Genomic DNA, 26,704 nt, shown 5'->3' with positions numbered 1-26,704 from the left:
AATCTGGGCGAAATGTCGTATCAATCGACAGTATTTGCAGGTGTCGTGATGAGTCATTCAGTACCCCTCAATCAGGCGGAGAATAACCATCGTGTCTCATGCGACAACCCATCGGGCATCGTCCCGTCGAAAGGTCGTTTCGCGACCGGCCCTGCCGGCGCTGACGGCCCTGTCTGCTGCGCTGCTCGGGCTGACCTCGCTGTCGGCCCAGGCGCAGGACGCCACCCTCTTCAGCGTCGTGCGCAACCCACCCGTGTTTCAGGGTGAGGACAACGTGAACGCCGCGTCCGGCGGTCCTGGCATCCAGGCGCAGGGCAATGTGAGCGAGGCCACGCTGCCACCGGCTCGTCAGCGCAACGTGCGGCTGGATGTCGGTTATGTGGATTCCTACATCTGGGACCCGAACAACGACAAGTACGACCGTGTACGCCTGCGTAGCTACCACGGTGATTCCAGCCGCCCGCTGGTGGCGCCCACCATCGAGATCCAGCCCGGTACGCGGCTGAACGTGAAGCTGACCAACAACCTGGAGCCGGATCCTGATAAGACCTGCAAGGACGCGAAAGAGAATGACCCGCGTTGCTTCAACGTCACCAACCTGCACACGCACGGCCTGTGGGTCAGCCCCCGGGGCAATGCGGACAACATCTTCCTGAAGGTCGAGCCGGGCCAGTCGCAGCTCTACGAGATTGACGTGCCGAGCGACCACCCGGCAGGCACGTTCTGGTATCACAGCCACTTCCACGGTTCCACCGCGCTGCAGGTGTCCAGCGGCATGGCCGGTGCGCTCATCATCCGTGGCAATCGCCTTCCCAGTGGCAACACCAACGGTGACCTGGACACGCTGCTCAAATCCACGGCAGGCACCCGTGTGCAGGAACGGCTGCTGATGCTGCAGCAGATTTCGTATGGCTGCGTGGGGACCGATGGCAAGCTCAAGCGCATGCCGGCCAATGGGGGCGACAATCAGGGGCCGAATGCCCGCCTGCCGCCCCTGCGCTGTGATGACGGTGACGTGGGTAGCGTGGACAACTACGATGCCTTGCTGGGGCCGAACAGCTGGCGCGACAGCGGCCGCTTCACCACGGTCAACGGTGTGACGCTGCCGCGCTTTGTCGGTGCAGTCGCGGGCCGGCTCGAGCGCTGGCGGATCATCCACGGTGGTGTGCGCGATTCCGTCAACCTGGAATTCCGAAAGGCCGTCCTGAACAACATGCCGGTCAGCGACGTGCGCAACCTCAGTGGCAAGCCGCTGCAGCGCTTCATCAACAACAACTGCACGGGCGCACCGCTCACGCACTACCGGGTAGCGTCCGATGGCATGACCATGGACAGCATGCAGCCGGCCACGCAGACCACCTTCCAGCCCGGCTATCGCTGGGATCTGGTGACGGTCTTCCCGCAGTCCGGTTTCTACTGCGTGCTGGACAAGTCGGTACCGGCAGCCGGCGCCGTCAACAACGAGCCGCCGGCCACCACGCTGGTCGGTATCGTGGAAGTGGGCAATGGCGTGAACATGAACGTCACCGACATCCCCAGCTACGTCAAGCAGCAGATGCTGAACCTGGCCAACACCAATGTGCCTGAGTCCGTTCGGGCCAACGTGGTGGCTGACCTGAACGACGGGCTGAAGCTGTCGCGCTACACGCCGCACAAGACGCTGACCGAAGCGGACGTGACGGAATCGACACCGCAGACGGTGACCTATGCGATCCTTCCGCCGGCTCAGGGCGGTACAGGCCCCCGCTTCACGGTCGATGGCAAGGAGTTCAGCGAGACTGATGCCCCGCGCGAACTGAAGCTGGGCGCCGTGCAGGACTGGATCGTCAAGTCGACCAACGGTGGTCACCCGCACCACGTCCACGTCAACCCGTTCCAGGTCGTGTCGATCCTGGACCCGCAGGGCCGCGACGTGAGCGGCATGGACACGCCGGACACGGCCGGATCCACCGGTGGGGTGGCCGACACCCAGTACCGCGGCATGAAGGGGACGTGGCGTGACACGCTGTTCATCAAGTCGCTTCCGGGACAGGGCACGGCGGGCCAGTACACGGTCACCGTACGGACCCAGTACAACCGGTATTGGGGCGACTTCGTGCTGCACTGCCACATCCTTGACCACGAAGACGAGGGCATGATGCAGAAGGTGCGGATCTATGACCCGGCCAACCCGATCGCCACCCGCTTCGGCCCGGTGCCCGTCTGCGGCCTGGACGATGGCAAGACCAAGCCTTTCGCGACCAAGTTCAAGAGCCCCTATGGTGTGAGCAACCCGCTCCTGCTGCCCAACAGCAGCAAGAGCAAGATCCAGGCCAGCATCATGGCGACCCCGGTCGTGCAGTGATATCCCGCAGGCTTCCTGATCGCCCAGGCGACAGGAGCCCGTGACGGGAACCTCTGAAAAGCCCCGGAGGCAGGGAAACCTGTCCCGGGGCTTTTCCTGTCTTGAAGGCCAGGAGGCATTTCCGGGGATCGCCCGGATCGGTGGTGAACAGACGTGTCGGTGTGCGACCTGAGGGCATGAAAAAAGCCCCGGGAAACCGGGGCTTGCTGCTGGGGCCAATGCCGCCCCCGGAGGGGGGCAGCATCACGGCATGCCTCTTTTCAGAGCTCCTTCTCGACCAGCTTGAAGCTGTTCAGGATGGCGTCGGCCGAGGCGCGCAGCTTGGCCTTTTCATCCTCGCTCAGCGGGGTGTCGAGCACCTGCTCCACGCCGCTTGCACCCAGCACGCTGGGCAGCGACAGCGCCACGCCGTCAATGCCGTACTGGCCGTGCAGGATGCTGGAGACCGGCTGCACCGAATGCTCGTCACGCAGGATGGCTTCGCAGATCCGCGAGGCCGACAGGCCGATGGCGAAGTTGGTGGCTCCCTTGCCGGCGATCACCTTGTAGGCACTGGTCATCACCTGGTGGGCCAGGTCGTCCAGCACGTCCGGCGGGAACACCTGGTGGCCGTTCACGCGGTAGTCGGCGATGGGCACTGCGCCGATCCGGGCCACCGACCACATCGGGAACTCGCTGTCACCGTGCTCGCCGATGATCGAGGCGTGCACGCTGGCCGTGGAGATGCGGGCGCGGTCGGCGATCAGGCGGCGCAGCCGCGACGAATCGAGCACCGTGCCGCTGGAGATCACCCGGCTGGTGGGCAGGCCCGAGATGCGCTGTGCCACCATCGTGAGCACGTCGCACGGGTTGGTCACCAGGATGAAGATCGCGTCGGGCGAGGCTTCCACCAGTTTGGGGATCATCGCCTTCAGGATGCGGGCATTGTCCCTGACCAGCTCCAGGCGGCTCTGGCCCGGGTTCTGCTTGGCGCCGGCAGTGATCACCACGATGTCGCTGCCGCTGGTCACCGCGATGTCGCTGCTGCCGCTCACATGGGGCCAGCCCGTGAAGTGCGAACCATGCGCCAGGTCGGCGGCCTCGGCCTCGACCTTGGGCGTGTTGATGTCATACAGGGCGATCTCGTTGGCGACCTGACGGATCAGGGCTGCATAGGCCACGGCCGTGCCGACGGCACCGGCACCGACCACCGAAATCTTTCTTCCTTTTGCCATGTGACTCTCCTGGGGTTTCACAAGGGCCCGGGCCGCCCGGCAGGAGTGCCGTTGGCTTTCCGCGACCATACCCACCCCCGATCCGTCCATCGGACAGGCCTGCGGGGGCAGGGCTGTCCCCTATTGTAATTCCCGTTTAACCATGATTGACGATGCCGCATCCGCCATCCGGGTTTTCGGCGACGTCACGGGCCGAACTGTGGCAGTGTCAGCGACGCAAGGCGGCACCGTGGCCGCGTCGCCGGAGATCATCGGCGATAATCCCCGGATGGCAACTCGTTCATCCTCATCCAAAAACGGCGCCGACTACTCCGAAGCCTCCATCCGGGTGCTGAAGGGTCTGGAGCCGGTCCGGCAGCGGCCGGGCATGTACACCCGTACCGAGAACCCGCTGCACATCATCCAGGAAGTCATCGACAACGCGGCCGACGAGGCCCTGGGCGGTTACGCGCGCCACATCGATGTCCGCCTCTTCAAGGATGGCCGCGTCGAGGTCACCGACGATGGCCGGGGCATTCCCGTGGGTCTGCACCCCGACGAAGGCGTGCCGGTCATCGAGATCGTCTTCACCCGGCTGCATGCCGGCGGCAAGTTCGACAAGACTGCGGGCGGCGCCTACAGCTTCTCGGGCGGCCTGCACGGCGTGGGCGTCTCGGTCACCAACGCCCTGTCCCGCCGGCTGGAGGTCACCGTCTGGCGCAAGGGCGACAAGGACGCTGCGGGCAACCGGCTGGCCCACACCATCGCCTTTGCCGACGGCGAGCTGGCCGAGTCCCTGGTGGCCCGGCCGGCCACGCGCGATGAACCCTCATCCGGTACCCGCGTCACTGTCACGCCCGACCCCAAGTACTTCGACAGTGCCACCATTCCGGTGGCGGAGCTGGAGCGGCTTCTGCGCAGCAAGGCCGTGCTGCTGCCGGGCGTGCGTGTGACGCTCACCCTGGAAAAGACGGGCGAGACCCGGCAGTGGCAGTATGACGAGGGGCTGCGCGGCTATCTGCAGGAAGAGCTGGCGCAGGAGCCAGGCGTGGAGCCGCTGGTGCTTTTCGAGGACCAGCAGTACGCCGGACGGGGTGATGACAGCTTTGCCGAAGGCGAGGGTGCCCACTGGGTGGTGGCCTTCACCGAGAACGGACCGCTGGCGCGCGAATCCTACGTGAACCTCATTCCCACGCCGGCGGGCGGCACGCACGAATCCGGTCTGCGCGAGGGGCTCTTCACCGCCATTCGTGGCTTCATCGAGCTGCACAACCTGCAGCCCAAAGGCGTGCGGCTGATGGCCGAGGATGCCTTCGCGCGTGCCAGCTTCGTGCTGTCGGCCCGGGTGCTGGACCCGCAGTTCCAGGGCCAGACCAAGGAGCGGCTCAGCTCGCGCGATGCCGTGCGGCTGGTCTCCGGCGCCGTGCGCACCCAGTTCGAGTTCTGGCTCAACCAGCACGTCGATCAGGCCCGGAAGCTGGCCGAACTGGTCATCCGCCAGGCGCAGGCGCGCCAGCGCTCGGCCCAGAAGGTCGAGAAGCGCAAGGGCTCGGGTGTGGCCGTGCTGCCGGGCAAGCTCACCGACTGCGAGAGCACCGACACCGCGCACAACGAGCTGTTTCTGGTGGAGGGCGATTCCGCCGGCGGCTCGGCCAAGATGGGCCGTGACAAGGAAAACCAGGCCGTGCTGCCGCTGCGCGGCAAGCTGCTCAACACCTGGGAGACTGAGCCCGACCGGCTCTTTGCCAACAACGAGATCCACGACATCGCCGTGGCCATCGGGGTCGACCCGCACCCGCGCGGCGCCAGCCCCGACCTGTCCGGCCTGCGCTACGGCAAGATCTGCATCCTGTCGGACGCCGACGTGGACGGCTCGCACATCCAGGTGCTGCTGCTCACGCTGTTCTTCCGGCACTTCCCGGCGCTCATCGACGCGGGGCACATCTACGTGGCGCGCCCGCCGCTGTACCGGGTGGACGTGCCTGCGCGCGGCAAGCAGCCGCTGCGGAAGATCTACTGCCTGGATGCCCGCGAACTGCAGCACACCGAAGAGAAGCTGCGCAAGGACGGCATGCGCGAGGGGAGCTGGACCGTGTCGCGCTTCAAGGGCCTGGGCGAGATGACAGCCGAGCAGCTGTGGGAGACCACGCTGAACCCGGCCACCCGCAGCCTGTCGCAGGTGCGCTATGGCGCCGTGCCCGTGCCCGACACCGAGGCACAGTTCACGCTCCTGATGGGCAAGGGCGAGGCCGCCGGCCGGCGCAGCTGGCTGGAAGAGCACGGCGATCAGGCCCGTGCCGACGTCTGACTGAATTCAACGGGCCGGCTGCGGCTGGCCGACGGATCGAGACCGAATGGATACCGAGATCATCCTCGACGAGGAAGAGAGCACCGACGGGCTGACACTGGCCCGCTACGCCGAGCGGGCCTATCTGGACTACGCCATCTCCACCATCCGCAGCCGTGCGCTGCCTGACGTGAGCGATGGCCAGAAGCCCGTGCAGCGGCGCATCCTGTTTGCCATGCACGAGATGGGGCTGGGGCCTGCCGCCAAGCCCGTCAAGTCGGCCCGGGTGGTGGGTGATGTGCTGGGCAAATATCACCCGCACGGGGATTCCGCCGCCTACGATGCGATGGTGCGCATGGCGCAGGACTTCAGCCTGCGCTACCCGCTGGTTGATGGCCAGGGCAACTTCGGTTCGCGTGATGGCGACGGCGCGGCCGCCATGCGTTACACCGAGGCACGGCTCACGCAGTACGCCCGCCTGCTGCTCGACGAGATCGACCAGGGTACGGTGGAATTCGTGCCAAACTACGACGGCTCGGCCACCGAGCCGGAACTGCTGCCGGCGCGGCTGCCGATGATCCTGCTCAACGGCGCCTCGGGCATTGCCGTGGCCATGGCCACCGAGATTCCCTCGCACAACCTGGTGGAGGTGGCCCAGGCCGCCATTGCCCTCATCCGCGATCCGAAGCTGTCGCACGAGGCGCTGATGCAGATCATGCCCGGCCCCGACTTCCCGGGCGGCGGCCAGATCATCAGCAGCAGTGCGGACCTGGCCGAGGCCTACCGCAGCGGCCGGGGCTCCATCCGCGTGCGTGCCCGCTATCACATCGAGGAACTGGCCCGGGGCCAGTGGCAGCTGGTTGTCGATGAGCTGCCGCATGGTGTCTCGTCCCAGAAGGTGCTGGAAGAGGTCGAGGAGCTGAGCAACCCGAAGGTGCGCAGCGGCAAGAAGGCGCTCACGCCCGAGCAGCTGCAGGCCAAGTCGCAGATCCTGAACGTGATGGACGCCGTGCGCGACGAAAGCGGCCGCGAGGCCGCCGTGCGCCTGGTGTTCGAGCCCAAGACCTCCCGCATCGAGCAGGCGCTGCTGGTCAACACGCTGCTGGCCTGCACCAGTCTGGAAACTTCGGTGTCCATCAACCTGGTGATGCTGGGGCAGGACAAGCGGCCCCGCCAGAAGACGCTCACCGAGATCCTGCAGGAATGGATCGACTTCCGGTTGCACACCGTGCGCCGGCGCAGCGCCCACCGTCTGGGCAAGGTCGAGGACCGCATCCACATCCTTGAAGGGCGGCAGCTGGTACTGCTCAACATCGACGAGGTCATCCGCATCATCCGTGAATCGGATGAGCCCAAGCCCGCGCTGATGCAGGCCTTCGGGCTGACCGAGCGCCAGGCCGAGGACATCCTGGAGATTCGCCTGCGCCAGCTGGCACGCCTGGAGGCCATCCGCATCGAGCAGGAGCTGAAGGAGCTGTTCGATGAGCGCAAGAAGCTGCAGGGCCTGCTGGGCAGCGAGGCCACGCTGAAGAAGGCCGTCATCAAGGAAATCGAGGCCGACATCAAGACTTACGGCGACGACCGCCGCACGCTCATCGAGGCTGCCGAGAAGGCGGCTGTCGAGGCCCGTCAGGTGGAAGAGCCTGTCACCGTCATCATCTCGGCCAAGGGCTGGGTGCGGTCCCGTCAGGGGCATGGCCACGATGCCCGCCAGTTCAACTTCAAGACCGGTGACGAGCTGGCCGGTGCATACGAGGTCAAGACCACTGACCAGCTCCATGCCCTGGCCAGCAACGGCCGGGTCTATTCCATTCCAGTGGCAGGACTGCCCTCGGCGCGGGGTGATGGGGTGCCCGTCACCAGCTTCGTCGAGCTGGAAGCCGGTTCCCAGATCCTGCATGCCTTTGCGGCTCCGGCCGATGCGGGCGTGCTGCTGGCCACCGAGAAGGGCTTTGGCCTGACCTGCGTGGCCGGTGACTGGCAGAGCCGGATGAAGGCCGGCAAGCACTTCCTCACCCTGGAAGAAGGTGACGTGCCGCTGCCCCCCGTGCTGTTCGATGCCAGCCGCACGGATGCCACCGTCGTCTGCCTGAGCGACGGTCAGGGCGGCGGCGACAAGGGCAGGGTGCTGGCCTACCCCGTGTCCGAGGTGAAGACCCTGCACAAGGGGGGCCGGGGCGTGACCCTGATGGGCCTGGAGAAGAAGGAGAAACTGCGCCAGGTCATCGTTGCGGCCGACACCGGCCTTGTCGTTACCGGCACCGGCCGCATGGCCAAGCCGCAGAGCCGCACGATGAGCACCCGCGAGATCGCCGCCAACACCGGCACCCGCGGCCGCAAGGGCAAGCAGCTTGACCCGCGCTGGAAGGACGTGCGGCTATGGCTGCCCGGCACCGAGCCGGCGGCCTGACCCCGCCTGCCATCGGAGGGCGCGTCCGGGATTTTCTTTCCCGCCAGGACCTTGAAAAAGAAGGTGTCGCGCCTATCTGCTTTCCCACGATATCTGCAAACCACCAAGCACCATGAGCGACACCCACAAGGAAACCCTGGGATTCCAGACCGAGATCAAGCAGCTGCTTGATCTGATGATCCACTCCCTCTACAGCAACCGCGACATCTTCCTGCGCGAGCTGATCTCCAACGCCTCCGATGCCTGCGACAAGCTGCGCTTCGAGGCCCTGGACAACGACAAGCTCTATGGTGGCGACAGCGATCTGGGCATCTGGATCGAGACCGACCGCAAGGCGCGCACCATCAGCGTGCGTGACAACGGCATCGGCATGAACCGTGACGAGGCCGTGAAGAACCTGGGCACCATCGCCCGCTCCGGCACGCGCGAGTTCTTCAGCCAGCTGACCGGCGACCGTGCCCGTGATTCCAACCTCATCGGCCAGTTCGGCGTGGGCTTCTATTCCTCGTTCATCGTGGCCAAGAAGGTCACGGTGGAAAGCCGCCGTGCCGGCGCTGCCGAGGATCAGGCCATCCGTTGGGTGTCCACCGGCGACGGCGAGTTCACCATCGAGACCATCACCCGCGCCGAGCGCGGCACCACCGTCACGCTGCACCTGCGTGACAACGATGCCGACCCCGAAGAGGGTCATGAATACGACTCGCTGCTGGAGCCGTACAAGCTGCGCCAGCTGGTGCGCAGCTATTCCGACCACATCGCGCTGCCGGTGCGCATGAAGGCCGAGAAGTGGGATGCCGAGAAGCAGGAAATGGTCGACACCGGCGAGTGGGAGGTCGTCAACCAGGCCAAGGCTCTGTGGCAGCGCCCGCGCAACGAGATCACCGAGAAGGAATACGACGAGTTCTATCGTCACATCACCCACGACTTCGAGGGGCCGCTGGCCTACACCCACAACCGGGTGGAAGGTCGTGCCGAGTACACGCAGCTGCTCTACATCCCCAGGCACGCTCCCTTCGACCTGTGGGATCGCCAGCAGCGCCATGGCGTGCGCCTGTACGTGCGGCGTGTCTTCATCATGGACGATGCCGAGCAGCTGATCCCTGCCTACCTGCGCTTCGTGCGCGGCGTGGTCGATTCCAGCGACCTGCCGCTCAACGTCTCGCGCGAGATCCTGCAGGAAAGCCGTGACATCCGCCTGATCCGCGAGGGCAACGTCCGGCGCGTGCTGACGCTCCTGGAGGATCTGGCCGAGAACCGTCAGGCCGACTACGTCCGCTTCTGGCGCGCCTTCGGGCAGGTGCTGAAGGAGGGCGTGGGCGAGGACACGAAGAACCGCGAGAAGATCGCCGCGCTGCTGCGCTTCCGCACCACCGGTGAGCCGATCGCCATCACGGTGCCGGCTGCCGAGGCCAAGGCGTCTGAACCTGCCGGCACCGAGGTCGAGGACGCCGTCATCAAGGGCGAGGGCAACGCCGAACAGGGCGCCGATGCGCTGGATGACGACATCCGCAACGCGGACGGCATGGTCTCGCTGGCCCAGTACAAGGCACGGATGAAGGAAGGCCAGAAGGCCATCTACTACATCACCTCCGACACCGAGGCCGGTGCACGCCAGAGCCCGCATCTGGAGATCTTCCGCAAGAAGGGCATCGAGGTGCTGCTGCTGTCGGACCGGGTGGACGAGTGGATGCTCAGCCATCTGCAGGAATTCGACGGCACGCCGCTGCAGTCGGTGGCGCGTGGCGGGCTGGATCTGGGCGATCTGGAGGACGAGGCCGAGCGCAAGGCCAGCGAGGAAACGGCTGCCGACTTCAAGGACCTGATCGAGCGCCTGAAAGGCACGCTGGGCGAGCGCGTCAAGGACGTGCAGGTCAGCCATCGCCTGACCGATTCGGCCGCCTGCCTGGTGTCCGACAAGGGCGACATGAGCGCCACGCTGGAGCGGATGCTGAAGCAGGCCGGTCAGGACGTGCCCAGCCGCCGCCCCATCCTGGAGATCAACCCCGAGCATCCGCTGGTCAAGCGCCTGAAGCAGGAAGATGGTCGCTTCGACGACTGGTCCAGCCTGCTGTTCGACCAGGCCACGCTGGCCGACGGCGGCAAGCTGGAAGATCCGGTTGGCTTCGTGCGCCGCATGAACGACCTGCTGCTGGCTTCCAGCCACTGATCGCGGCTGTCGGCTCCGAGATCGGGGCCGGTGCACGTAAGTCGTAGTAACCTTGCGCCTTCCTGGAGCCATGCTTCGGGGGGCGCATTGTGCATTTTGAAGGAGAGTCCTCGTGGCCGTGAAACGCATCATTACCAACATCAAGGCAGATCGGCTGGAAGACGCCCGGCGTTTCTATGCCGATATCCTCGACATGGACGTGGTGATGGATCACGGCTGGATCGTCACGTATGCCTCGGACGGCCAGATGGCTCCGCAGATCAGCATTGCCTGCGAGGGAGGGGCGGGGACACCGGTTCCAGACCTCTCCATCGAAGTCGACAATCTTGACGAGGTCCATCGTCGTGCATTGGCGTCAGGCCTGGCGATCGAGCATGGCCCCATCACCGAGGCCTGGGGCGTCCGCCGCTTCTTCCTGCGAGATCCTTTCGGACGTCTGGTCAATGTGCTTTGCCACGAATGACAGGTCAGGTTCTCCTTGCAACCCCGAACACCCACCCTCATGAGCATGGCCAGACAGAAGACCGACGGTACCCGGACCAGCACCCGCAGTCCGCGTAAGCGCAGCCAGGCGAAGCGGGTTTCCGAGCCCGTCATCAGCTTCTCCGAGCTGGACGGCATCCGCTACCTGCACTTCGGCTCGCCCTGGGTGCAGGGCGCCATGGACATCGAGCATCCTGATGAGCTGGTGCTGTCCTACATCCAGGACATGATGGCCTGGCTGCTGTTCCTGGAGCCGCCGGCCCAGGTGCTGCAGCTGGGGCTGGGGGCAGCCGCGCTCACCAAGTTCACCCATCGCCATTGCCCGGACACGGCCACCACGGTGGTGGAGATCAGCCAGCAGCTGCCGTGGGTGGCGCGCCAGTGGTTCGGCCTGCCCCCGGAAGACGACCGGCTGATGCTGGTGCAGGGCGATGCGGCCGACTTTGTCGGTGATCCGGCCAACCGGGAGGGCTTCGGCGTCATCCAGGTGGACCTGTACGACGAGGAGGCGGCCGGCCCCGTGCATGACGGCAGCCGCTTCTATCGAAGCTGCTACCGAAGCCTGGCCGAGCCGGGCATCATGGTGGTCAACCTGTTTGGCCGCCATGCCTCCTTCGCACGCAGTGAGGAGCGCATCCGTGCCATCTTCCCGCAGGTGCTGCTGCTGGATCCGCAGGACGAGGGCAACCTGGTGCTGCTGGCCCTGAAGGGGCCGCCCCTGCAGGTCAGCCGCCGGCAGCTGCTGGCGCGCGCCCGCGTGCTGGAAGAGGACTACGGCCTGCCGGCACGCAAGTGGGCCCGGGCCGTGGCCGACCAGCTGGGGCTCGGTCGATAGCAGCGCCGGGAGAAGGGCACGGCGGCACCCTTTCCCCGTGTTGTTCGTTCATCCCCGCACGAAGAACCGGCCCCGCACGATGCTCAGCAGCGTGTACAGCCACAGCAGTCCCACCAGGGCGGTGCCGATGCCCCAGAGCGCGTGACCCAGCAGTGCCAGTCGCGGATTCAGCACCACCAGGTGCATGCCGCAGCCTGCCATGGCGGCCAGGCCGAACGAGAAGCCCCACAGGCTCATGGTGAAGCCGCCTTCCAGCACCCAGGGCAGCAGCCGCAGCAGGAAGAGCAGCTGAAGCGTGCCGTAGCCGATCAGCATCAGCGCCACCATGTCCACCTGTCCGCCGTTGATGCCGAAATAGGCGCTGCAGCCCACGAAGGCGGGCGCCAGCTGGATGCCGATGATGCCCCGCACCTTCGGGTCGATGGCTGTTTCCGTGCGCAGTCGTCCCAGGATGGCCGCCTCCAGGCTCATCCATGACAGCACGCCGGCGCCGAAGAACAGGGTGGCGATCTCCGGCTGCTGCATCGCGCTCATGGCCATGGCGCTGACGAAGCTGGTGGCCACCGTCGGCAGGTAGATGATGGGCGTGGTGGCCTTGGAAGTATGCAGCCCGCGCCACAGGCCGGCCGCGCGGTACATGGCAAAGACCAGCTGGCCGACGATGCCCAGATAGATCAGCACTTCGGCCGGAGCTGCGGCATAAGGGCGCAGCGACAGGCCACTCATGATGGTGGTGATGGGGATCAGGCTGATGAAGCAGCACTGCACCAGATCCTGGAAGTCGGCCCGGAAGGCCGGCCGGAAGGCCAGGAACTTGGCGAACCAGGCCAGCATCAGCAGCAGCCAGACCACACCGGCCAGGGCCAGCAGGCTCTCGCCGGGCCAGGCGGGCGCCTGACCGACCGTGGCAGCGTAGCGCCATGACATGCCCAGTCCCGCCGTGCCCAGGGCAATGCCGAAGTAGCTCAATGGAATGGGGAAGGGTTTGGCAGCGGGTGCGTCGGCCATGGTGTCGATTGGAAAGAGGAAAAGGGGGCATTTTCCGTCTTCCGGGCAGGCAGGTCCATGACCACAGCGACTTGTGGTCAATAGAGCGTCTTCAGCGCATCCCAGCCCGTCTTCAATATCAGCGCTCCTACCACCAGGATGAAGGCATGGCGCACGAAGCCTGCGCCGTAGCGCAGCGCCAGCCGGGAGCCGATGAGTGCGCCGGCCACATTGGCCACCGCCATGGCGGCGCCAACCTGCCACCAGACATGACCGGTGCTGGCAAAGAGCCCCAGTGCCGACAGGTTGGTGGCCATGTTCAGCACCTTGGCGTTGGCCGAGGCCTGCAGGAAATCATGGCCCAGCACCCGCACGAAGAGAAAGACGAAGAAGCTGCCGGTGCCGGGGCCGAAGAATCCGTCATAGAAGCCGATCACCAGCGCGATGATCCCCATCAGCAGCGTCTCGACGCGCTCCGTGTGCAGATTCCGCGCCTCGGTGCCCAGATCCTTGCGGCGCAGCGTGTTGACCAGCACGGCCAGCAGCACCAGCGGCAGCAGCCGGCGCAGGAAGCTGGGGTCGACCTGCGTGACGGCCCAGGCACCCAGCAGGCTGCCCAGCATCGCGCAGCCAAAGGCTGGCAGCAGCACCGACCAGCGCCGCCGTACCCGCTGTCCGTACTGCCAGGCGGACATGCCCGTGCCCCAGACCGCGGCGCTCTTGTTGGTGCCGAAGAGCGTGGCCGGCGAGGTGTCCGGGAAGGTGGTGAACAGGGCGGGGATCAGGATCAGGCCGCCACCGCCGACGATGGCATCCACCAGACCGGCGGCAAAGGAGGCGAGCGTGACGATCAGCCATTCCATGATGCAGGGTCCTGGGAGAGTGGCGGGCAGAAAACGAGTCGGAGAGACTAGCACACACTGTGTCACATTTTGCTTGACGCCCGGAACATCGGGGTCGGCATCGGCGCATGTGTTGTGCACAACCCTCAGGGCACGCGTCCGGAACCTTTGCAGGCATTCCGGCAGAAAGTCGATCATTGCTGTCAAGGCGCGTGCCGGGGGTGTGGTGTACCCGTATAATCCCCGCCTTCAGTCCAAGAGTCAGTCAGTCGGAGAGCCCCCCGATGCGTGAAGCGCGTTTCGCAGTACGTCGTCCGTTTCTCAGAATGGCAGCCGCAACGGCCGTGGCCACCAGTGGCCTGCTGGCCGCATCGCTGGCCTTTGCCGATGAGCCGCCTGCCGTCAACGTCGTCACCATCGTCGACCACCAGGCACTGGACGCCTTCCGCGATGGCGCGGCCGAAGCCCTGAAGGAGGCCGGCTACGAATCCGGCAAGACACTGGACTGGACCTTCCAGAGTGCCCAGGGCAATACCGGCACGGTGGCCCAGATTGCCCGCAAGTTCGTGGGCAGCCAGCCCGCGGCCATCCTGGCCATCAGCACCCCGGCCGCACAGGCCGTGGTGGCGGCCACCAAGCAGATTCCGGTGGTCTACGGCGCCGTCACCGACCCGGTCGCGGCCCAGCTCGTCAAGACCATGGGCCCGTCGGGCACCAACGTCACTGGCGTCTCCGATCGCCTGGAGCCCGGCCGGCAGGTCGAGCTCATCCGCAAGATCGTTCCCTCCGTCAAGACGGTCGGCATGATCTACAACCCGGCCGAGGCCAATTCCAAGGTCGCCGTGAACGAGATGAAGGCGGCGCTGTCCAAGGCCGGCATCGAGCTGGTCGAGGCTGCGGCCCCCCGTTCAGTCGATGTGGGGCAGGCGGCGCGTCGGCTGGTGGGCAAGGTCGATCTCATCTACACCGGTACCGACAACAATGTGGTCGCCGCCTATGAAGCGGTGGCCAAGGTGGGCAATGACGCCAGGATCCCGCTGGTGGCGGCCGATACCGGCAGCATCCGGCGTGGCGCCCTGGCGGTGCTCAGCGTCGACTACCGTGATCTGGGCAAGCAGGCAGGCAAGCAGATCGTGCGCATCCTGAAGGGCGAGAAGCCTGGTGACATGGCCAGCGAGACCAGCGAGAACCTGGTGCTCATCCTCAATCTCGAGGCCGCCCGCAAGCAGGGCGTCGAGCTGTCCGCGCAGCTGCAGTCCGAGGCCTCCGAGATCCTGGGGCGCTGACCGTGTCCTTCTATACCCTGTGGGGGTCGCTGGAGATCGGCCTGGTCTTCAGCCTGGTGGCCCTGGGTGTGTTCATCACCTTTCGGGTCCTGAACTTCCCGGACCTGACTGTCGACGGCTCGTTTCCGCTGGGTGCGGCCACGGCCGCCATCCTCATCTCCACCGGTCACAATCCCTTCCTGGCCACGGGTGCCGGCATGCTGGCAGGGGCTGCGGCCGGTCTGGTCACGGGCTGGCTCAACGTCCGGCTCCGCATCATGGACCTGCTGGCCGGCATCCTGGTGATGATCGCGCTCTACTCCATCAACCTGCGGGTGATGGGGGGGCCCAACGTGCCGCTCATTTCCGAGCCCACGGTCTTTTCCTTCCTGCCCGGCTGGCTGCCTGACTATGTCGAGCGCCCGCTGGCCATGCTGCTGCTGGTGGCCGTACTCAAGCTGCTGCTGGATCGCTTCTTTGCCTCCCAGCTGGGGCTGGCACTGCGCGCTACCGGCGCCAATGGCCGCATGGCGCGTGCCCAGGGGGTCAACACGGGCAATGCCGTGCTGCTGGGCATGGCCATCTCCAACGCGCTGGTGGGCCTGGCGGGGGCGCTGTTCGCGCAGAGCCAGGGCGGCGCCGACATCTCCATGGGAATCGGCACCATCGTCATCGGCCTGGCGGCCGTCATCGTCGGCGAAGGCATCCTGCCGGCGCGGCGCATCATCTGGACCACGCTGGCTGTCGTGCTGGGGGCCGTGCTGTACCGGCTGGTCATCGCCATCGCCCTCAACAGCGATTTCATCGGCCTGGAAGCCCAGGACCTGAACCTGATCACGGCCATCCTGGTGGGTGCCGCGCTGGTGCTGCCGCGCGCCTTCTCCCGCCGCAAGCCGGGCCGTCGCACGACCAAGGCAGGCTGACATCACCATGCTAGACGCCCAGGACCTGCACATCACCTTCAATCCCGGCACCCCCATCGAGAACCCGGTGCTGCGGGGCATGACCCTGTCCATTCCCGAAGGGGAGTTCGTCTCGGTGATCGGCTCCAACGGGGCCGGGAAATCCACCTTCCTCAATGCCATCGCCGGCGATTTGCGTGTCGACAGCGGCACCATCCGGATCAACCACGAGGATGTCACGCGGCTGCCCACCTGGGACAGGTCCGAGCGCGTGGCCCGGGTCTTCCAGGACCCGATGGCGGGCACCTGCGAGGCGCTCACCATCGAGGAGAACATGGCGCTGGCCCTGGCGCGCGGAAAATCTCGCCGCCTGCGTCGTGCCATCGATCGCCAGACCCGTGAGCTGTTCCGCGAGCGACTGTCCGTGCTGCGCCTGGGACTGGAGAACCGCCTGGGCGACCGCATCGGTTTGCTGTCGGGCGGTCAGCGCCAGGCCGTCAGTCTGCTGATGGCCTCGCTGCGCCCGTCCAGCATCCTGCTGCTGGACGAACACACGGCCGCCCTCGATCCGAAGACGGCCGCCTTTGTGCTCGAACTCACCGACCGGGTGGTCAAGGAAGGCCGTCTCACCACGCTGATGGTCACGCACAGCATGCGTCAGGCACTGGACTACGGTACCCGTACCGTGATGCTGCACCAGGGCCAGGTGGTGCTTGACGTGTCCGGCGAGGAGCGCGCCCGGCTTGAGGTTGCTGACCTGCTGGCCATGTTCGAGCGCACCCGTGGCGAGGAGCTCAGCGACGATTCGCTGCTGCTGGGTTGAGGCATCCGGGCGGCCGTTGTGCCGTCCCGTCGTCGTGCCATCGCCTGGCTGCACAGACCGTCCCGTCGGCGCCCAGCGCTGCCCGGACACCGGTGCAGGTTGTGTTCCAGCGGGTTTTCATCGTTTCCCAGGGAGAAACCGATCCATGACGACATTTCATCACGCTCTGCGCCGCCACTTCGTTTTCCGCTCCCTGGCAGCCTGGCTGGCAGCCGGCTCGATGGCGACGGCCGCCGTGCCCGCCGCCATGGCGCAGGACGGCAGTGCCGCCGCATCCCGAACGCCCACGGGCAAGGTACCTGCGGCCGTCTCGGTCCTGTCCATCGTCGAGCACCCGTCGCTGGATGCGCTGCGTGACGGCCTGCACGACGAGCTGAAGGACGCGGGCTACCAGGATGGCAAGAGCCTGCACTGGGCCTATCAGAGCGCTCAGGGCAACCAGGGCACGGCCGTGCAGATTGCCCGCAAGTTCGTCGGAGACCGTCCCGACGTGATCGTGCCCATCGCCACGCCGGCGGCGCAGGCGGTGGTTTCGGCCACGCACCAGATTCCGGTCGTCTACAACGCCATCACCGATCCGATCGCTGCACAGATCGTCAAGTCCATGGCACCCTCGGGCACCAACGTCACCGGCGTGTCCGACAAGCTGGTGGCCGACCGCCAGGTCGCGTTCATCAAGCGGGTGGTTCCGGACGTGAAGCGCGTGGGCATCATCTACAGTCCGGCCGAGGCCAACTCGGTCAGTGCCACGCGCGAGATGAAGGTGGCGCTGGAAAAGCAGGGCATCTCGCTGGTGGAAGTGGCAGCGCCGCGCTCGATCGATGTCGGTCAGGCCGCACAGCGTCTGGTGGGCAAGGTGGATGTCATCTACACCAGCAATGACAACAACGTCATCTCCGCCTATGAATCGGTGATCAAGGTGGCCAACGCCGCGAAGATCCCGCTGATCTGCGCCGATCGTTCCAGCGTGCAGCGGGGCGCCACCGGCGCCATGGCCATCGATTACTACCGGATGGGTCGCCAGACGGGCCGGATGGTGCTGCGCATCCTGAACGGTGAAAAGCCCGGCGACATCGCCAGCGAGACCAGCGACAGGCTCGACATCACGCTGAACTTGGACGCTGCCCGTCGCCAGGGGGCCACGCTCTCTCCGGAGCTGAAGGCCGAGGCCAGCGAGATCTTCGGCAAGCCCTGACAGAAAGGCCCCGACCCGGAAAACCCGGATCGGGGCCTTTGTTCGATGGCGCCCCGAAAGGGGCGCCTCATGGCCGGGCCATCCTGTCAGGCGGGTGAACCACGCCAGAGGACGGCTGCCATCAGGTCCGAATGATCAGAGAGCGGCGTCCTTGATCTTCTTCAGGGCGCGCACCTTGATGCGGACCGTGGCCGGCTTGGCGGCGAATTCACGCTCCTGGCCGGTGAACGGGTCGATGCCGCGGCGTTTCTTCTTGGCCGGCACATCGATCACACCGATCTTCAGCAGGCCGGGCAGCGTGAACTCACGGGCACCCTTCTTGTGCACCGAGGCCAGGATGGTCAGTTCCAGCGCGGCCATCACGGCCTTGACGGCCTTGGTCTCGACGCCGGTCTGCTCGGCCAGGTGCTGGGCCAGCCCGGCCTTGGTGAAGGTTTCCTTCACGGGTTTCAGTGCCGGGGCGGCGGCAGCTTTCGTCGATTTGGCAGCAGGCTTGGCTGCAGCCGTTTTCTTCGCGGGGGTTGCTGCCGCACGGGCGGGCTTCTTAGCGGTTGCCATGATGTTTCAGAGCAGGGTTCTCGTAGCGTTCAAAAGGGGTTCGTGCCCTGGGGTTCACCTGCTGGAAAACACGGCGCGAGGCTGCATTTTTCACGGCGTTCGTCGTCAGGGCCGACGGTTCAATCTTAGCAATCGGCAGATCGTTCTGGCCACTTGCACAACCGTTTCGTTGGCTGTTGACCGCATTTTCTACGGATTGTTACGACCTGATCCTCAAAAAAACACTGGAAATCATGGCCAATCCTGTGAAACGCCCTGGTTGGCGTTGCGCAGACCCCATCAAATCCAGTGTTTTTGATGTTGCTGTTGCAGGAAACCCCTTCAGGGAAGGGTTTTCCTGTCGTGAACCGGGTACACAAGGTGCGACGCCTGCCGTGCCCGATGCACGCCGTGACCTTCGACCCTCAGCCCCTTCGGTACGCTGTCCGGGGTAGGGGCTTCGTCATGGGCGTCACTTGTCCTTCTTGCCCAGCCCGAAGGAGCCCCCCAGGGCCGCGCGCAACTTGTCGGCCATGGCGGAGTTGCTGGGGAAACCGCCCCCGCTGCGTCCGTTGCGCTCGCCCTGGCCGCCACGGCGCCCCTCGTGGTTGCGTCGCCCCTCCTGTTCCGTGCGGGGGCGACGCGGCCCCTGAGAAGGCCGGTTTCCGGCGTTGGCCGTGTTTTCTCCCTGCTTGCCGTCTGCCGGGTTGCGCGACGGGCGGTTGCCGCCTTCGGCGCGACGGGGCTGGCCATGCCGGCCCTTGCCATGGGGGCGGCCCTGCCGGTTGGCGGGGGCGTTTGCGTCCTGGGCGGCCGCCTCCGGGGTGTTGCCTGCTGGCCCCTGAGCGGCCGCAGCCTTGCCTTGGCGGCCTTCGCCCGGCTTGCCGCCGGGGCGGCCAGAACCATGGCGACGGTTGCCCTGCGGCTTGCCGCCCGGTGCGCCATGACGCTGGCCGGGCTGACCCGGCTTGCGGGCCGGCTGGGCCGGGGCCTGCTTCTGGCGGAATTCTTCCGGAATCTGCTCGGCGCCGGTCTCGCCGAAGTGCACCTCGATCGTGCGGCCGTCCTCGAAGCTGAGCGTGCTGTGAACCGCAGAGTGCCACTGGATGCCCTTGAGCGAACCCAGCACCTGACGGTGCAGGGCGTGAACGCGGGCCGCCATCGCCATGATGTCCGGCTCGGCCTCGGCAAAGGCAGGCGCCAGCTCGATCTGCAGGTGCAGCGGGGCGGCCGGTGCCAGCGACATCATGCTCTTGCGCAGCGTCTGGCGGATCTGGTTGCTCTTTTCGCGGGGCAGTGCGGGGGCTACCGGGGCGGGCGCCGGTGTTGCAGCATCCGGAGCGGCGGAGGCTGCAGAAGCCTGGGTGTTGGCGTCGGGCTGGGCGCTGCCTGCTTCTTCAACCGCAGCAGAGGCCGTGTCGGCAGCAGGTGTCTTGACGGCGCTGTCGGGCGTGTTTGCCGCGGGGGTTTCTGCGGTACTCGCAGGGCTGTCAGCCTGGGCGGGCGCGCTTTCGGGGGCGGTGGCCTGGGCGCTCCCGTCGGGTTTCGGCGAGGCGGCCTGCGTCGTGGCAGCCGTGCCCTGAGGTTGGTACAGCAGGCTGCCGGCCATGCGCTCGGCCTTCTGCAGCAGTGCCTGCAGGCCGAACTTCAGTTCGGCCGGGCCATGCTCCTGGCGCTGGAAGGCGGCCTTGAGCTTCTGGCGTTCCGTCACCAGTCGGGACTCGTCGCGCTGCAGGAAGGCAAAGCGGATGTTGCCGGCCAGCTTCGAGAGGCGGCGGATGCCATGATTGACCATCACCAGCGCAGCGGCGACCCGGGCGTCCAGCTCTTCGGCCTCCGGGGGCAGCGGCAGCGGGGGCGGCACGTCGGCCGTGGGCTTCTGTTCGGGCGCCGCCGGCGCGTCCGGCGTGGAGGCCTCGGCAGATGCGGGCGTGGTGTCAGGGACAGGGGACGGGGGCGTTGCTTCGGTGCTCACGACGGGGCTCTGGCTGGAAAGAAGGTGGGTTTGTTCGGGATTGTGCTACAGATATGCGTTTTACGGCGGATAGATGGGGCAGGCGCGCTACCATTGGGCCATTCGTCGTGTCGTATCCAAGGAAGAAAGCGTGCGTCTCTCTCTCGAAAGAAACAAACTGAAAGTGGTGCTGCTGGAAGGCATCCATCCGTCCGCCGTCGAAGCGTTCACTGCCGACGGGTACACCCAGATCGAAACCCACCCCAAGGCGCTGGAAGGGCAGGCACTGATCGATGCCATCGCCGATGCCCACTTCGTGGGGCTGCGCTCGCGCACCCAGCTCACGGCCGAGGTGCTGGAGCAGGCTCAGAAGCTGGTCGCGGTCGGCGCGTTCTGCATTGGCACCAACCAGATCGCCCTGGACGCCGCAGCCAAGCGTGGCGTGCCCGTGTTCAACGCACCATTCTCCAACACACGCAGCGTGGCCGAGCTGGTGCTGGCCGAGATCATCATGCTGATGCGCGGCATCCCGCAAAAGAATGCACTGCTGCACCGGGGCGGCTGGATGAAGAGCGCCGCCAACTCGTTCGAGGTGCGTGGCAAGACGCTGGGCATCATCGGCTATGGCCACATCGGCACCCAGCTGGGCCTGCTGGCCGAGACCCTGGGCATGCGCGTGGTGTTCTACGACATCGAGACCAAGCTGCCGCTGGGCAATGCACGCCAGCTCTCCACGCTGGACGAGCTGCTGGCCGAGGCCGACGTGGTGAGCCTGCACGTGCCCGAGACGCCGGACACGAAGAACATGATGGGTGCCGAGCAGATCGCCCGCATGAAGAAGGGCAGCTTCCTCATCAATGCCTCGCGCGGTACCGTGGTCGACATCGACGCGCTGGCAGCAGCCCTGGAGTCGAAGCACATCCTGGGTGCCGCCATCGACGTGTTCCCGGTCGAGCCCAAGGGTAACGAGGGTGACTTCCAGTCCCCGCTCATCCGCTTCGAGAACGTGCTGCTCACGCCGCACATCGGCGGTTCCACCGGCGAGGCCCAGGAGAGCATCGGCCGCGAGGTGGCCTCCAAGCTCATCCGCTACAGCAACAACGGCTCCACGCTGTCGGCCGTCAACTTCCCCGAGGTCTCGCTGCCGGCTCACCCGGGGCTGTGCCGGATCCTGCACATCCACCGCAACGTGCCGGGCATGCTGACCCGCATCAACGAGCGGCTCTCCAACGCCGGCATCAACATTGCCTCGCAGTACCTGCAGACCAATCAGCACGTGGGTTACGTGGTGGTTGATGTCGAGAACGAAGGCAGTGCCGAGGCGCTGCACGAGATCTCCGACCTGGAAGGCACGATTCGCGCACGCGTGCTGTACTGATGACGGCATGACGCGTGGGGCAGGCCGGGAACCTTGAGACAGGGCCCCGGCCCGTCAGCCGCAATGCCTGCCATCCGATGGTAGGATAGGCCTCTGTTGCCACGAGACAACGACCGGCCAGCCATCTGCTGCACCGGTCAGGGTCATCCCTTTTCATGCCACACGCCCGCGCATGCCGGACGGGCCGAGGCGCCGTTTACCTTCGCTGTCCGCATCTCGCGTTCCGCATCTCGTGTGGTTCAGCCCCATCCTTTAAAACATGAAGACTGCTTCCCTTTCCCGGGCTGTTGCCCTGTCCATCGCCCTCATTGCCGGGGCCAGCAGCCTGGTGCCGGCCACCGCCCAGGCGGCCGACGACCGCACCATCGGCATCGTCGACACCACCTTCAAGCTGCTCACGCGCGACGATGACATCATTGTCGAGGCCTACGACGATCCCCTGGTCCAGGGCGTCACCTGCTACGTGTCGCGTGCCCGCACCGGCGGCATCAAGGGCTCGCTGGGTCTGGCCGAAGACAAGGCCGAGGCCTCCATTTCCTGCCATCAGGTTGGTCCGGTCAAGATCGAAAAGCCGCTGAAGAAAAAGGAAGATGTCTTCAGCGAGCGCCTGTCCATCCTCTTCAAGCGTCTGCGCGTGGTGCGCATGGTCGACAGCACACGCAACGCGCTGGTCTACCTCACGTACTCGGACAAGCTGATCGACGGCTCGCCCAAGAACAGCGTCTCGGCTGTACCTATCGATCCCGCCACGCCCATTCCGGTGAAGTGAGCCTTCTCTGGCCGGCCGTGTCTTCAAGGCCGGCCTGACGCGCCAGACAATAAAGACGCCCGTCATCGTGACGGGCGTTTTTGCTTGGGCAAGTTTGCCCGGCTGTCGGGTCAGAAGTTGATCGAGGCGCTCAGGCTGAAGGTGCGCGGCTGTTCGTTCCATCGCAAGCTGGGCCGAATCACGGGGCACGCCATCGTCCTTCGTCGGTTTCTGGTAGGATGTCGGACTTCAGACATCGATTTCTGGCCCCCGGCGTATCCGGGACACGTCAACTTGCGTGTCCAGTGCGCCCATGAAAGGCACACCCCGTGCCTTCTCCGGTTGGCGTCGATGCAGGTACGCAATCCGTCAACCCCGTCGGGGCAAGAGGCCCCGCCCACGTCATTGCCAGATTCCCGGATCCCTCCGGAAGATTTTCATCCTGGTCCTGCCGCGACCCGGCGCCTGTCATGGCGTTCGCCCGGCATGCCCCGCGTCCGTCTGCTGCGTACACGGACAGCGCCCGCGATGACGTTGCCATTTCACTTTCATGACCATGACTCAGCACGAGAAGAACGACGAGCAGGACAAATCCGTCGAGAACGTGGCGGCCCAGACCGCCGAAGACATGGCGCTGGCCCAGGATGCCACGCCCGCGAAGAAGACCACGAAGCGCACAAAGGCCGCTTCCACCCCCAGCCACGAGGACGAGACCGACGATCGGGACGACGAGGTGCGCCTTGCCGATGAAGACGAAGCGGACGAGGGTGCCGACTTCGACGATGAAGACGACCTGGATGATGACGAGTCCGACGAGGATGACGAGGACTTCGACCAGGCGGATGATGATTCTGACGACGACGACGACGACGACGACGACGACGACGAAGACGAAGACGAAGCGGACGACACCGATTCGGACGACGACGAGGTGGGTGAGGACGATGAGCCGGCACCGCTGCATGCTGACCCCTTCGTTGAAGCCACCGATTCGAGCTTTGCCGAGCTGGGGCTGATCGAGCCGCTGGTCCAGGCCCTTCAACGCCTGGACATCATCCATCCGTCGCCCGTGCAGGCGCAGGCCATTCCGGTGCTGTTGGCCGGCAACGACCTGGTGGCCTCGGCGCCTACCGGCACCGGCAAGACGGCGGCCTTCCTGCTACCGGCCCTGCAGGGTGTGGCGCTGAATGCGCAGGAGCGTGCTGCCGAGCATCACGACGCAGGTGATGATGACGAGGACCACCGTGGCAAGCGGGGCAAGGGGCGCCGTCCGGCACGTCCGGCCTTCGGTCCTTCCGTGCTGGTGCTCACGCCCACCCGCGAGCTGGCCCAGCAGGTCACGCGCACCAGCCACGCGCTGTCGCGGCTGCTGCCGCGCACCAGCACCGTCTGCATCACCGGGGGCTCTTCCTACTTCCACCAGGCACGGGCACTGGCCATGCCGTATGAAGTGCTGGTGGCCACGCCCGGCCGTCTGATCGACCAGCTGGAAAACGGCAAGATTGATCTGTCGCGCCTGAAGATGCTGGTGCTGGACGAGGCCGACCGGATGCTGGACATGGGCTTCTCCGAAGATGTGTTCCGCATTGCCGAAATGCTGCCGACCGAGCGCCAGACCGTGTGCTTCACCGCCACCGTCTCGCACGACGTTCGCAACCTGGCCGACAAGCTGCTGAAGGATCCTCAGTGGCTGACCGTCGAGCGCAGCGAAGAGGCGCTCACGCCGATCGATGACCACGTGGTCTATGTCGACAACCCGGGACACCGCGGCCAGCTGCTGCGTGCCTGCCTCAACGACACCGGCCTTGGTCAGGCCATCGTCTTCACCGCCACCAAGCGGCAGGCCGAGGAGCTGTCCGAGGAACTTCAGGGCGAAGGCTTTGCCGTGGATGCACTGCATGGCGACATGAACCAGCGCGAGCGCACCCGGGCACTGAACCGCCTGCGTCAGGGGGAATGCCAGGTGCTGATCGCCACCGACGTGGCGGCCCGCGGCATTGATGTGTCCAGCCTTACCCATGTCATCAACTATGAGCTGCCGCGCGTGGCCGAGGACTACGTGCACCGTATCGGCCGTACCGGTCGTGCCGGCGCCAGTGGCCAGGCCATTTCCTTCGTGGGCCGCGAGGACGTGATTCCGCTGCGCAAGATCGAGCATTTCCTGGGTCGCCACATCCAGGTCAGCGAGTTCCCGGGACTGGAGGCCCAGTTCAAGCCGCAGCCCTTCAAGAAGAAGCACAAGAAGAAGGAAGCCCGTCGCGAAGGCTATGGCAAGCCGCGTTTCGGCGGCCGTGGCCGGGATGATCGACACGGTGGCGACCGCGAATACCGGGGCCGTGGCTTCCAGGGGCGGCATGACCGTGATGGCGGGCAGGGTTCGCGTGATCGGGACGAGCGCCGTGGTGAACGCAGCTTCGGGCGTCGTGACGACTTCCGGGGCGGCCAGGACGGCTATCGGGATCGCAAGCCCTGGCCGCGTCGCGACGGTGAAGGCTTCGGGCAGCGTCGCCACGACGGTGAGCGCTGGAGCGAGGATCGTCCGGGGCGCCGTTTTGGTGGTGACGAGGACCGTCGCGGTGGCTGGAGAGGTCGCGAGGACCGACCGCAGGACGGCGTGCGCGGCTTCCGCCCGGAAGGCCGTGATGGCGAAGGCCGGCGCGAGCGTCCGTGGAACAACGATCGGCGCGAAGGCCGCGGCTGGGATGCATCGCGCGGTGAACGCGGCGAGGGCGGACAGCGTGAGCGTCGTCCCTTCGACCGTGACCGTCGTGAGGGCGGCCGTGCCTGGGAAGACCGGGGTGATCGTGGTGGCTGGAACCGGGATCGGAACAACGAGTCCCGCGGATTCCGTGGTGATCGCGGTGACTGGAAACCGCGTCGCGACGGTGAGGGCCAGGAACGCCGCAGCTTTGGCGACCGTCCGGGCTGGAAGGAGCGCAAGCCCTGGGAGGGCGGTGATCGTCGGGATGGTGAGGGACGCGGCAACCGGGGCTTCGGCCGGCGTGACGATGCCGGCTGGCGTGGTCGTGACGACCGTCGGGGCGGCCCGGATCGCGGTGGCCGCTTCGGTGATCGTGATGCCCGCGGCGGTGCGCGCAAGCGTGGCCCGGCCACGCTGGATCCGGACCGTGCCTTCCGGCAGGCCCGTGACGAAGGCAAGGATGACTGATCCTGCCTGAAGTTCGCAGGCCGTGAGGCCGTGCAGGCGCATGCGTCTGCACGGTCCAGGCGGCTCCCCAATCGCTGAAATGCCCCTGTTCCGGAGTGCCCGGCAGGGGCGTTTTTCTTTTACGACTTCAGCAGAAAGGCCACGAATTATTCGTGGATTGCTACAGTTGGAGCGAAATGGATACCGTGCTTTCTCGTTCCTGCGGGAGAAACGGCCAATGACGGAACCCTGGGCTGAAACACGGAGGGCCGCAAGGGGCGGTGCTGTTTCGCGCCGGGGAATGGTCAGGGGTTCACGGTCGATATAATCGTCAATATCGAGACCTGTCCCACGGAGCGCCCATGCCAGCCCCCGTCGCCAGTACGCCTGTCATGTTCGGCAGGTTGCCCACCGTGCTCGTACCGGGGCTTCTGTGCACGCCCCAGCTCTTCATGGCGCAGCTGCCGCTGTTCTGGACGCAGGGCTCGGTGACCGTGGCCGACACCACGCGGCACGGTGAGATCGGGGCCATGGCGCGGGCCATTCTGGCCGATGCGCCGCCGGTCTTCCGGCTGGTAGGGCTGTCCATGGGGGGCTATCTGGCCTTCGAGATCCTGCGACAGGCACCGGAGCGGGTCGGTGAGCTGGTGCTGTTCGACACCTCGGCCCGGGCCGATACCGACGAGGTTCGCGAGAACCGCCTTCAGATGATCCGGATGGCCCAGAACGGTGGCTTCGGTCGGATCCCGTCGATGTTCCCGAGGCTGGTGGCGCCTGGACGGGTGGATGATCTGCAGCTGGCTGCCCTGGTCGAGGGCATGCGCCAGGCGGTGGGTGCCGAGGGGTTCGTGCGCCAGCAGATGGCCATCCTGGGTCGCCCGGATTCCCGGCCGCTCCTGGCCAAGATCGACTGCCGCACGCTGGTCGTGGTGGGTGAGGGCGATCAGCTCACCCCACCGGCCCTGGCGCAGGAAATCTCTTCCAGCGTGCCCGGCGCAAAGCTGGCCATCATTCCGGGGGCTGGCCACCTGGCGCCGATGGAGCGGCCCGAGGCCGTCAATGCCGTGCTGCAGCGCTGGCTGTCCCAGGCCTGAGCCCGGCCTGAGTTTCCGGCCCTGAACGGCAGCTTTCGCCGGATGTCTCATCCGGGCCACGGCTGCTGCGGTTGCTTGCCAGGGTGGGGGCATCCAAGGTAAACGGGAATAC

General features: G+C 66.1%; 19 protein-coding genes. 14 read left to right on the top strand and 5 right to left on the bottom strand.

Going from position 1 to position 26,704, the window contains the following annotated elements; all coding sequences use genetic code 11:
* Nucleotides 1-91 precede the first annotated feature (91 nt).
* Entirely contained in the window at nt 92-2,344 is a 2,253-nt protein-coding gene (locus tag EL249_RS09845) for a multicopper oxidase family protein (RefSeq protein ID WP_005672736.1), read from the top strand.
* A gap of 260 nt (nt 2,345-2,604) precedes the next feature.
* Here the strand turns inward: EL249_RS09845 and EL249_RS09840 are convergent, their stop codons facing one another.
* A complete protein-coding gene (locus tag EL249_RS09840) occupies nt 2,605-3,558 on the bottom strand; it encodes an L-lactate dehydrogenase (protein WP_040529681.1) in 954 nt (317 codons plus the stop codon).
* A 268-nt stretch (nt 3,559-3,826) separates the two neighbouring features.
* Here EL249_RS09840 and EL249_RS09835 point away from each other — a divergent pair, with 268 nt between their 5' ends.
* The 5 genes from EL249_RS09835 to EL249_RS09815 all read left to right on the top strand — a co-directional run bounded on the left by EL249_RS09835 (nt 3,827) and on the right by EL249_RS09815 (nt 11,719).
* On the top strand, nt 3,827-5,845 hold the full coding sequence (locus EL249_RS09835; RefSeq protein ID WP_040530749.1) for a DNA topoisomerase IV subunit B: 2,019 nt from the start codon (nt 3,827-3,829) through the stop codon (nt 5,843-5,845).
* Between the two features lie 46 nt (nt 5,846-5,891).
* Complete coding sequence (gene parC / locus EL249_RS09830; protein WP_005672739.1) at nt 5,892-8,234, top strand: DNA topoisomerase IV subunit A; 2,343 nt, start codon at nt 5,892-5,894, stop codon at nt 8,232-8,234.
* 112 nt (nt 8,235-8,346) lie between these two features.
* On the top strand, nt 8,347-10,401 hold the full coding sequence (gene htpG, locus EL249_RS09825) for a molecular chaperone HtpG (RefSeq protein ID WP_005672741.1): 2,055 nt from the start codon (nt 8,347-8,349) through the stop codon (nt 10,399-10,401).
* Between the two features lie 112 nt (nt 10,402-10,513).
* A complete protein-coding gene (locus tag EL249_RS09820) occupies nt 10,514-10,864 on the top strand; it encodes a VOC family protein (RefSeq protein ID WP_005672743.1) in 351 nt (116 codons plus the stop codon).
* Between the two features lie 39 nt (nt 10,865-10,903).
* Entirely contained in the window at nt 10,904-11,719 is an 816-nt protein-coding gene (locus tag EL249_RS09815) for a class I SAM-dependent methyltransferase (RefSeq protein WP_005672746.1), read from the top strand.
* A 48-nt stretch (nt 11,720-11,767) separates the two neighbouring features.
* On the opposite strand, the gene tehA is transcribed toward EL249_RS09815, so the two are convergent.
* Together tehA and EL249_RS09805 are read right to left on the bottom strand one after the other, a co-directional pair.
* Nucleotides 11,768-12,727 carry a dicarboxylate transporter/tellurite-resistance protein TehA gene (gene tehA, locus EL249_RS09810; RefSeq protein ID WP_005672748.1) on the bottom strand — a complete coding sequence of 320 codons (960 nt, stop codon included), beginning with the start codon at nt 12,725-12,727 and terminating at the stop codon, nt 11,768-11,770.
* Between the two features lie 77 nt (nt 12,728-12,804).
* Complete coding sequence (locus EL249_RS09805) at nt 12,805-13,569, bottom strand: sulfite exporter TauE/SafE family protein (RefSeq protein WP_005672750.1); 765 nt, start codon at nt 13,567-13,569, stop codon at nt 12,805-12,807.
* Nucleotides 13,570-13,874: 305 nt separating this feature from the next.
* On the opposite strand from EL249_RS09805, the gene EL249_RS09800 reads away from it, so the two are divergent.
* The 4 genes from EL249_RS09800 (at nt 13,875) to EL249_RS09785 (ending at nt 17,733) form a co-directional block, all read left to right on the top strand.
* Nucleotides 13,875-14,834: an ABC transporter substrate-binding protein gene (locus EL249_RS09800; RefSeq protein WP_005672753.1), complete on the top strand. Its 960-nt coding sequence runs from the start codon at nt 13,875-13,877 to the stop codon at nt 14,832-14,834.
* Between the two features lie 2 nt (nt 14,835-14,836).
* A complete protein-coding gene (locus EL249_RS09795) occupies nt 14,837-15,736 on the top strand; it encodes an ABC transporter permease (protein ID WP_005672754.1) in 900 nt (299 codons plus the stop codon).
* 7 nt (nt 15,737-15,743) lie between these two features.
* Nucleotides 15,744-16,538 carry an ABC transporter ATP-binding protein gene (locus EL249_RS09790; RefSeq protein ID WP_005672756.1) on the top strand — a complete coding sequence of 265 codons (795 nt, stop codon included), beginning with the start codon at nt 15,744-15,746 and terminating at the stop codon, nt 16,536-16,538.
* 145 nt (nt 16,539-16,683) lie between these two features.
* On the top strand, nt 16,684-17,733 hold the full coding sequence (locus EL249_RS09785; protein WP_005672758.1) for an ABC transporter substrate-binding protein: 1,050 nt from the start codon (nt 16,684-16,686) through the stop codon (nt 17,731-17,733).
* 135 nt (nt 17,734-17,868) lie between these two features.
* On the opposite strand, the gene EL249_RS09780 is transcribed toward EL249_RS09785, so the two are convergent.
* Both EL249_RS09780 and EL249_RS09775 read right to left on the bottom strand, forming a co-directional pair.
* Entirely contained in the window at nt 17,869-18,291 is a 423-nt protein-coding gene (locus tag EL249_RS09780; protein ID WP_040529684.1) for an HU family DNA-binding protein, read from the bottom strand.
* A gap of 451 nt (nt 18,292-18,742) precedes the next feature.
* Nucleotides 18,743-20,245 carry a hypothetical protein gene (locus tag EL249_RS09775; RefSeq protein ID WP_005672761.1) on the bottom strand — a complete coding sequence of 501 codons (1,503 nt, stop codon included), beginning with the start codon at nt 20,243-20,245 and terminating at the stop codon, nt 18,743-18,745.
* A gap of 73 nt (nt 20,246-20,318) precedes the next feature.
* Here EL249_RS09775 and serA point away from each other — a divergent pair, with 73 nt between their 5' ends.
* The 4 genes from serA to EL249_RS09750 all read left to right on the top strand — a co-directional run bounded on the left by serA (nt 20,319) and on the right by EL249_RS09750 (nt 26,592).
* Complete coding sequence (gene serA, locus EL249_RS09770) at nt 20,319-21,602, top strand: phosphoglycerate dehydrogenase (protein ID WP_005672765.1); 1,284 nt, start codon at nt 20,319-20,321, stop codon at nt 21,600-21,602.
* A 259-nt stretch (nt 21,603-21,861) separates the two neighbouring features.
* Nucleotides 21,862-22,371, top strand: coding sequence for a CreA family protein (locus EL249_RS09765; protein ID WP_005672766.1), 510 nt, complete (start codon nt 21,862-21,864; stop codon nt 22,369-22,371).
* Between the two features lie 529 nt (nt 22,372-22,900).
* Nucleotides 22,901-25,519, top strand: a complete 2,619-nt coding sequence (locus EL249_RS13375) for a DEAD/DEAH box helicase (protein WP_005672767.1) — start codon at nt 22,901-22,903, stop codon at nt 25,517-25,519.
* A 341-nt stretch (nt 25,520-25,860) separates the two neighbouring features.
* Nucleotides 25,861-26,592 carry an alpha/beta fold hydrolase gene (locus EL249_RS09750; RefSeq protein WP_005672768.1) on the top strand — a complete coding sequence of 244 codons (732 nt, stop codon included), beginning with the start codon at nt 25,861-25,863 and terminating at the stop codon, nt 26,590-26,592.
* Nucleotides 26,593-26,704: the final 112 nt, after the last annotated feature.

It is taken from the genome of Lautropia mirabilis (assembly GCF_900637555.1).
GTDB classification, from domain to species: domain Bacteria; phylum Pseudomonadota; class Gammaproteobacteria; order Burkholderiales; family Burkholderiaceae_E; genus Lautropia; species Lautropia mirabilis.
This window is presented reverse-complemented; position numbering and strand designations above follow the sequence as displayed.

What these genes read in the sequence shown, in the direction of transcription:
- EL249_RS09840 (WP_040529681.1), bottom strand. Translation starts at nt 3,558, where the DNA reads ATGGCAAAAGGAAGAAAGATTTCGGTGGTCGGTGCCGGTGCCGTCGGC.
- EL249_RS09835 (WP_040530749.1), top strand. Translation starts at nt 3,827, where the DNA reads ATGGCAACTCGTTCATCCTCATCCAAAAACGGCGCCGACTACTCCGAA.
- parC (WP_005672739.1), top strand. Translation starts at nt 5,892, where the DNA reads ATGGATACCGAGATCATCCTCGACGAGGAAGAGAGCACCGACGGGCTG.
- htpG (WP_005672741.1), top strand. Translation starts at nt 8,347, where the DNA reads ATGAGCGACACCCACAAGGAAACCCTGGGATTCCAGACCGAGATCAAG.
- EL249_RS09815 (WP_005672746.1), top strand. Translation starts at nt 10,904, where the DNA reads ATGAGCATGGCCAGACAGAAGACCGACGGTACCCGGACCAGCACCCGC.
- tehA (WP_005672748.1), bottom strand. Translation starts at nt 12,727, where the DNA reads ATGGCCGACGCACCCGCTGCCAAACCCTTCCCCATTCCATTGAGCTAC.
- EL249_RS09805 (WP_005672750.1), bottom strand. Translation starts at nt 13,569, where the DNA reads ATGGAATGGCTGATCGTCACGCTCGCCTCCTTTGCCGCCGGTCTGGTG.
- EL249_RS09800 (WP_005672753.1), top strand. Translation starts at nt 13,875, where the DNA reads ATGGCAGCCGCAACGGCCGTGGCCACCAGTGGCCTGCTGGCCGCATCG.
- EL249_RS09790 (WP_005672756.1), top strand. Translation starts at nt 15,744, where the DNA reads ATGCTAGACGCCCAGGACCTGCACATCACCTTCAATCCCGGCACCCCC.
- EL249_RS09785 (WP_005672758.1), top strand. Translation starts at nt 16,684, where the DNA reads ATGACGACATTTCATCACGCTCTGCGCCGCCACTTCGTTTTCCGCTCC.
- EL249_RS09780 (WP_040529684.1), bottom strand. Translation starts at nt 18,291, where the DNA reads ATGGCAACCGCTAAGAAGCCCGCCCGTGCGGCAGCAACCCCCGCGAAG.
- serA (WP_005672765.1), top strand. Translation starts at nt 20,319, where the DNA reads ATGGGGCAGGCGCGCTACCATTGGGCCATTCGTCGTGTCGTATCCAAG.
- EL249_RS09765 (WP_005672766.1), top strand. Translation starts at nt 21,862, where the DNA reads ATGAAGACTGCTTCCCTTTCCCGGGCTGTTGCCCTGTCCATCGCCCTC.
- EL249_RS13375 (WP_005672767.1), top strand. Translation starts at nt 22,901, where the DNA reads ATGACCATGACTCAGCACGAGAAGAACGACGAGCAGGACAAATCCGTC.
- EL249_RS09750 (WP_005672768.1), top strand. Translation starts at nt 25,861, where the DNA reads ATGCCAGCCCCCGTCGCCAGTACGCCTGTCATGTTCGGCAGGTTGCCC.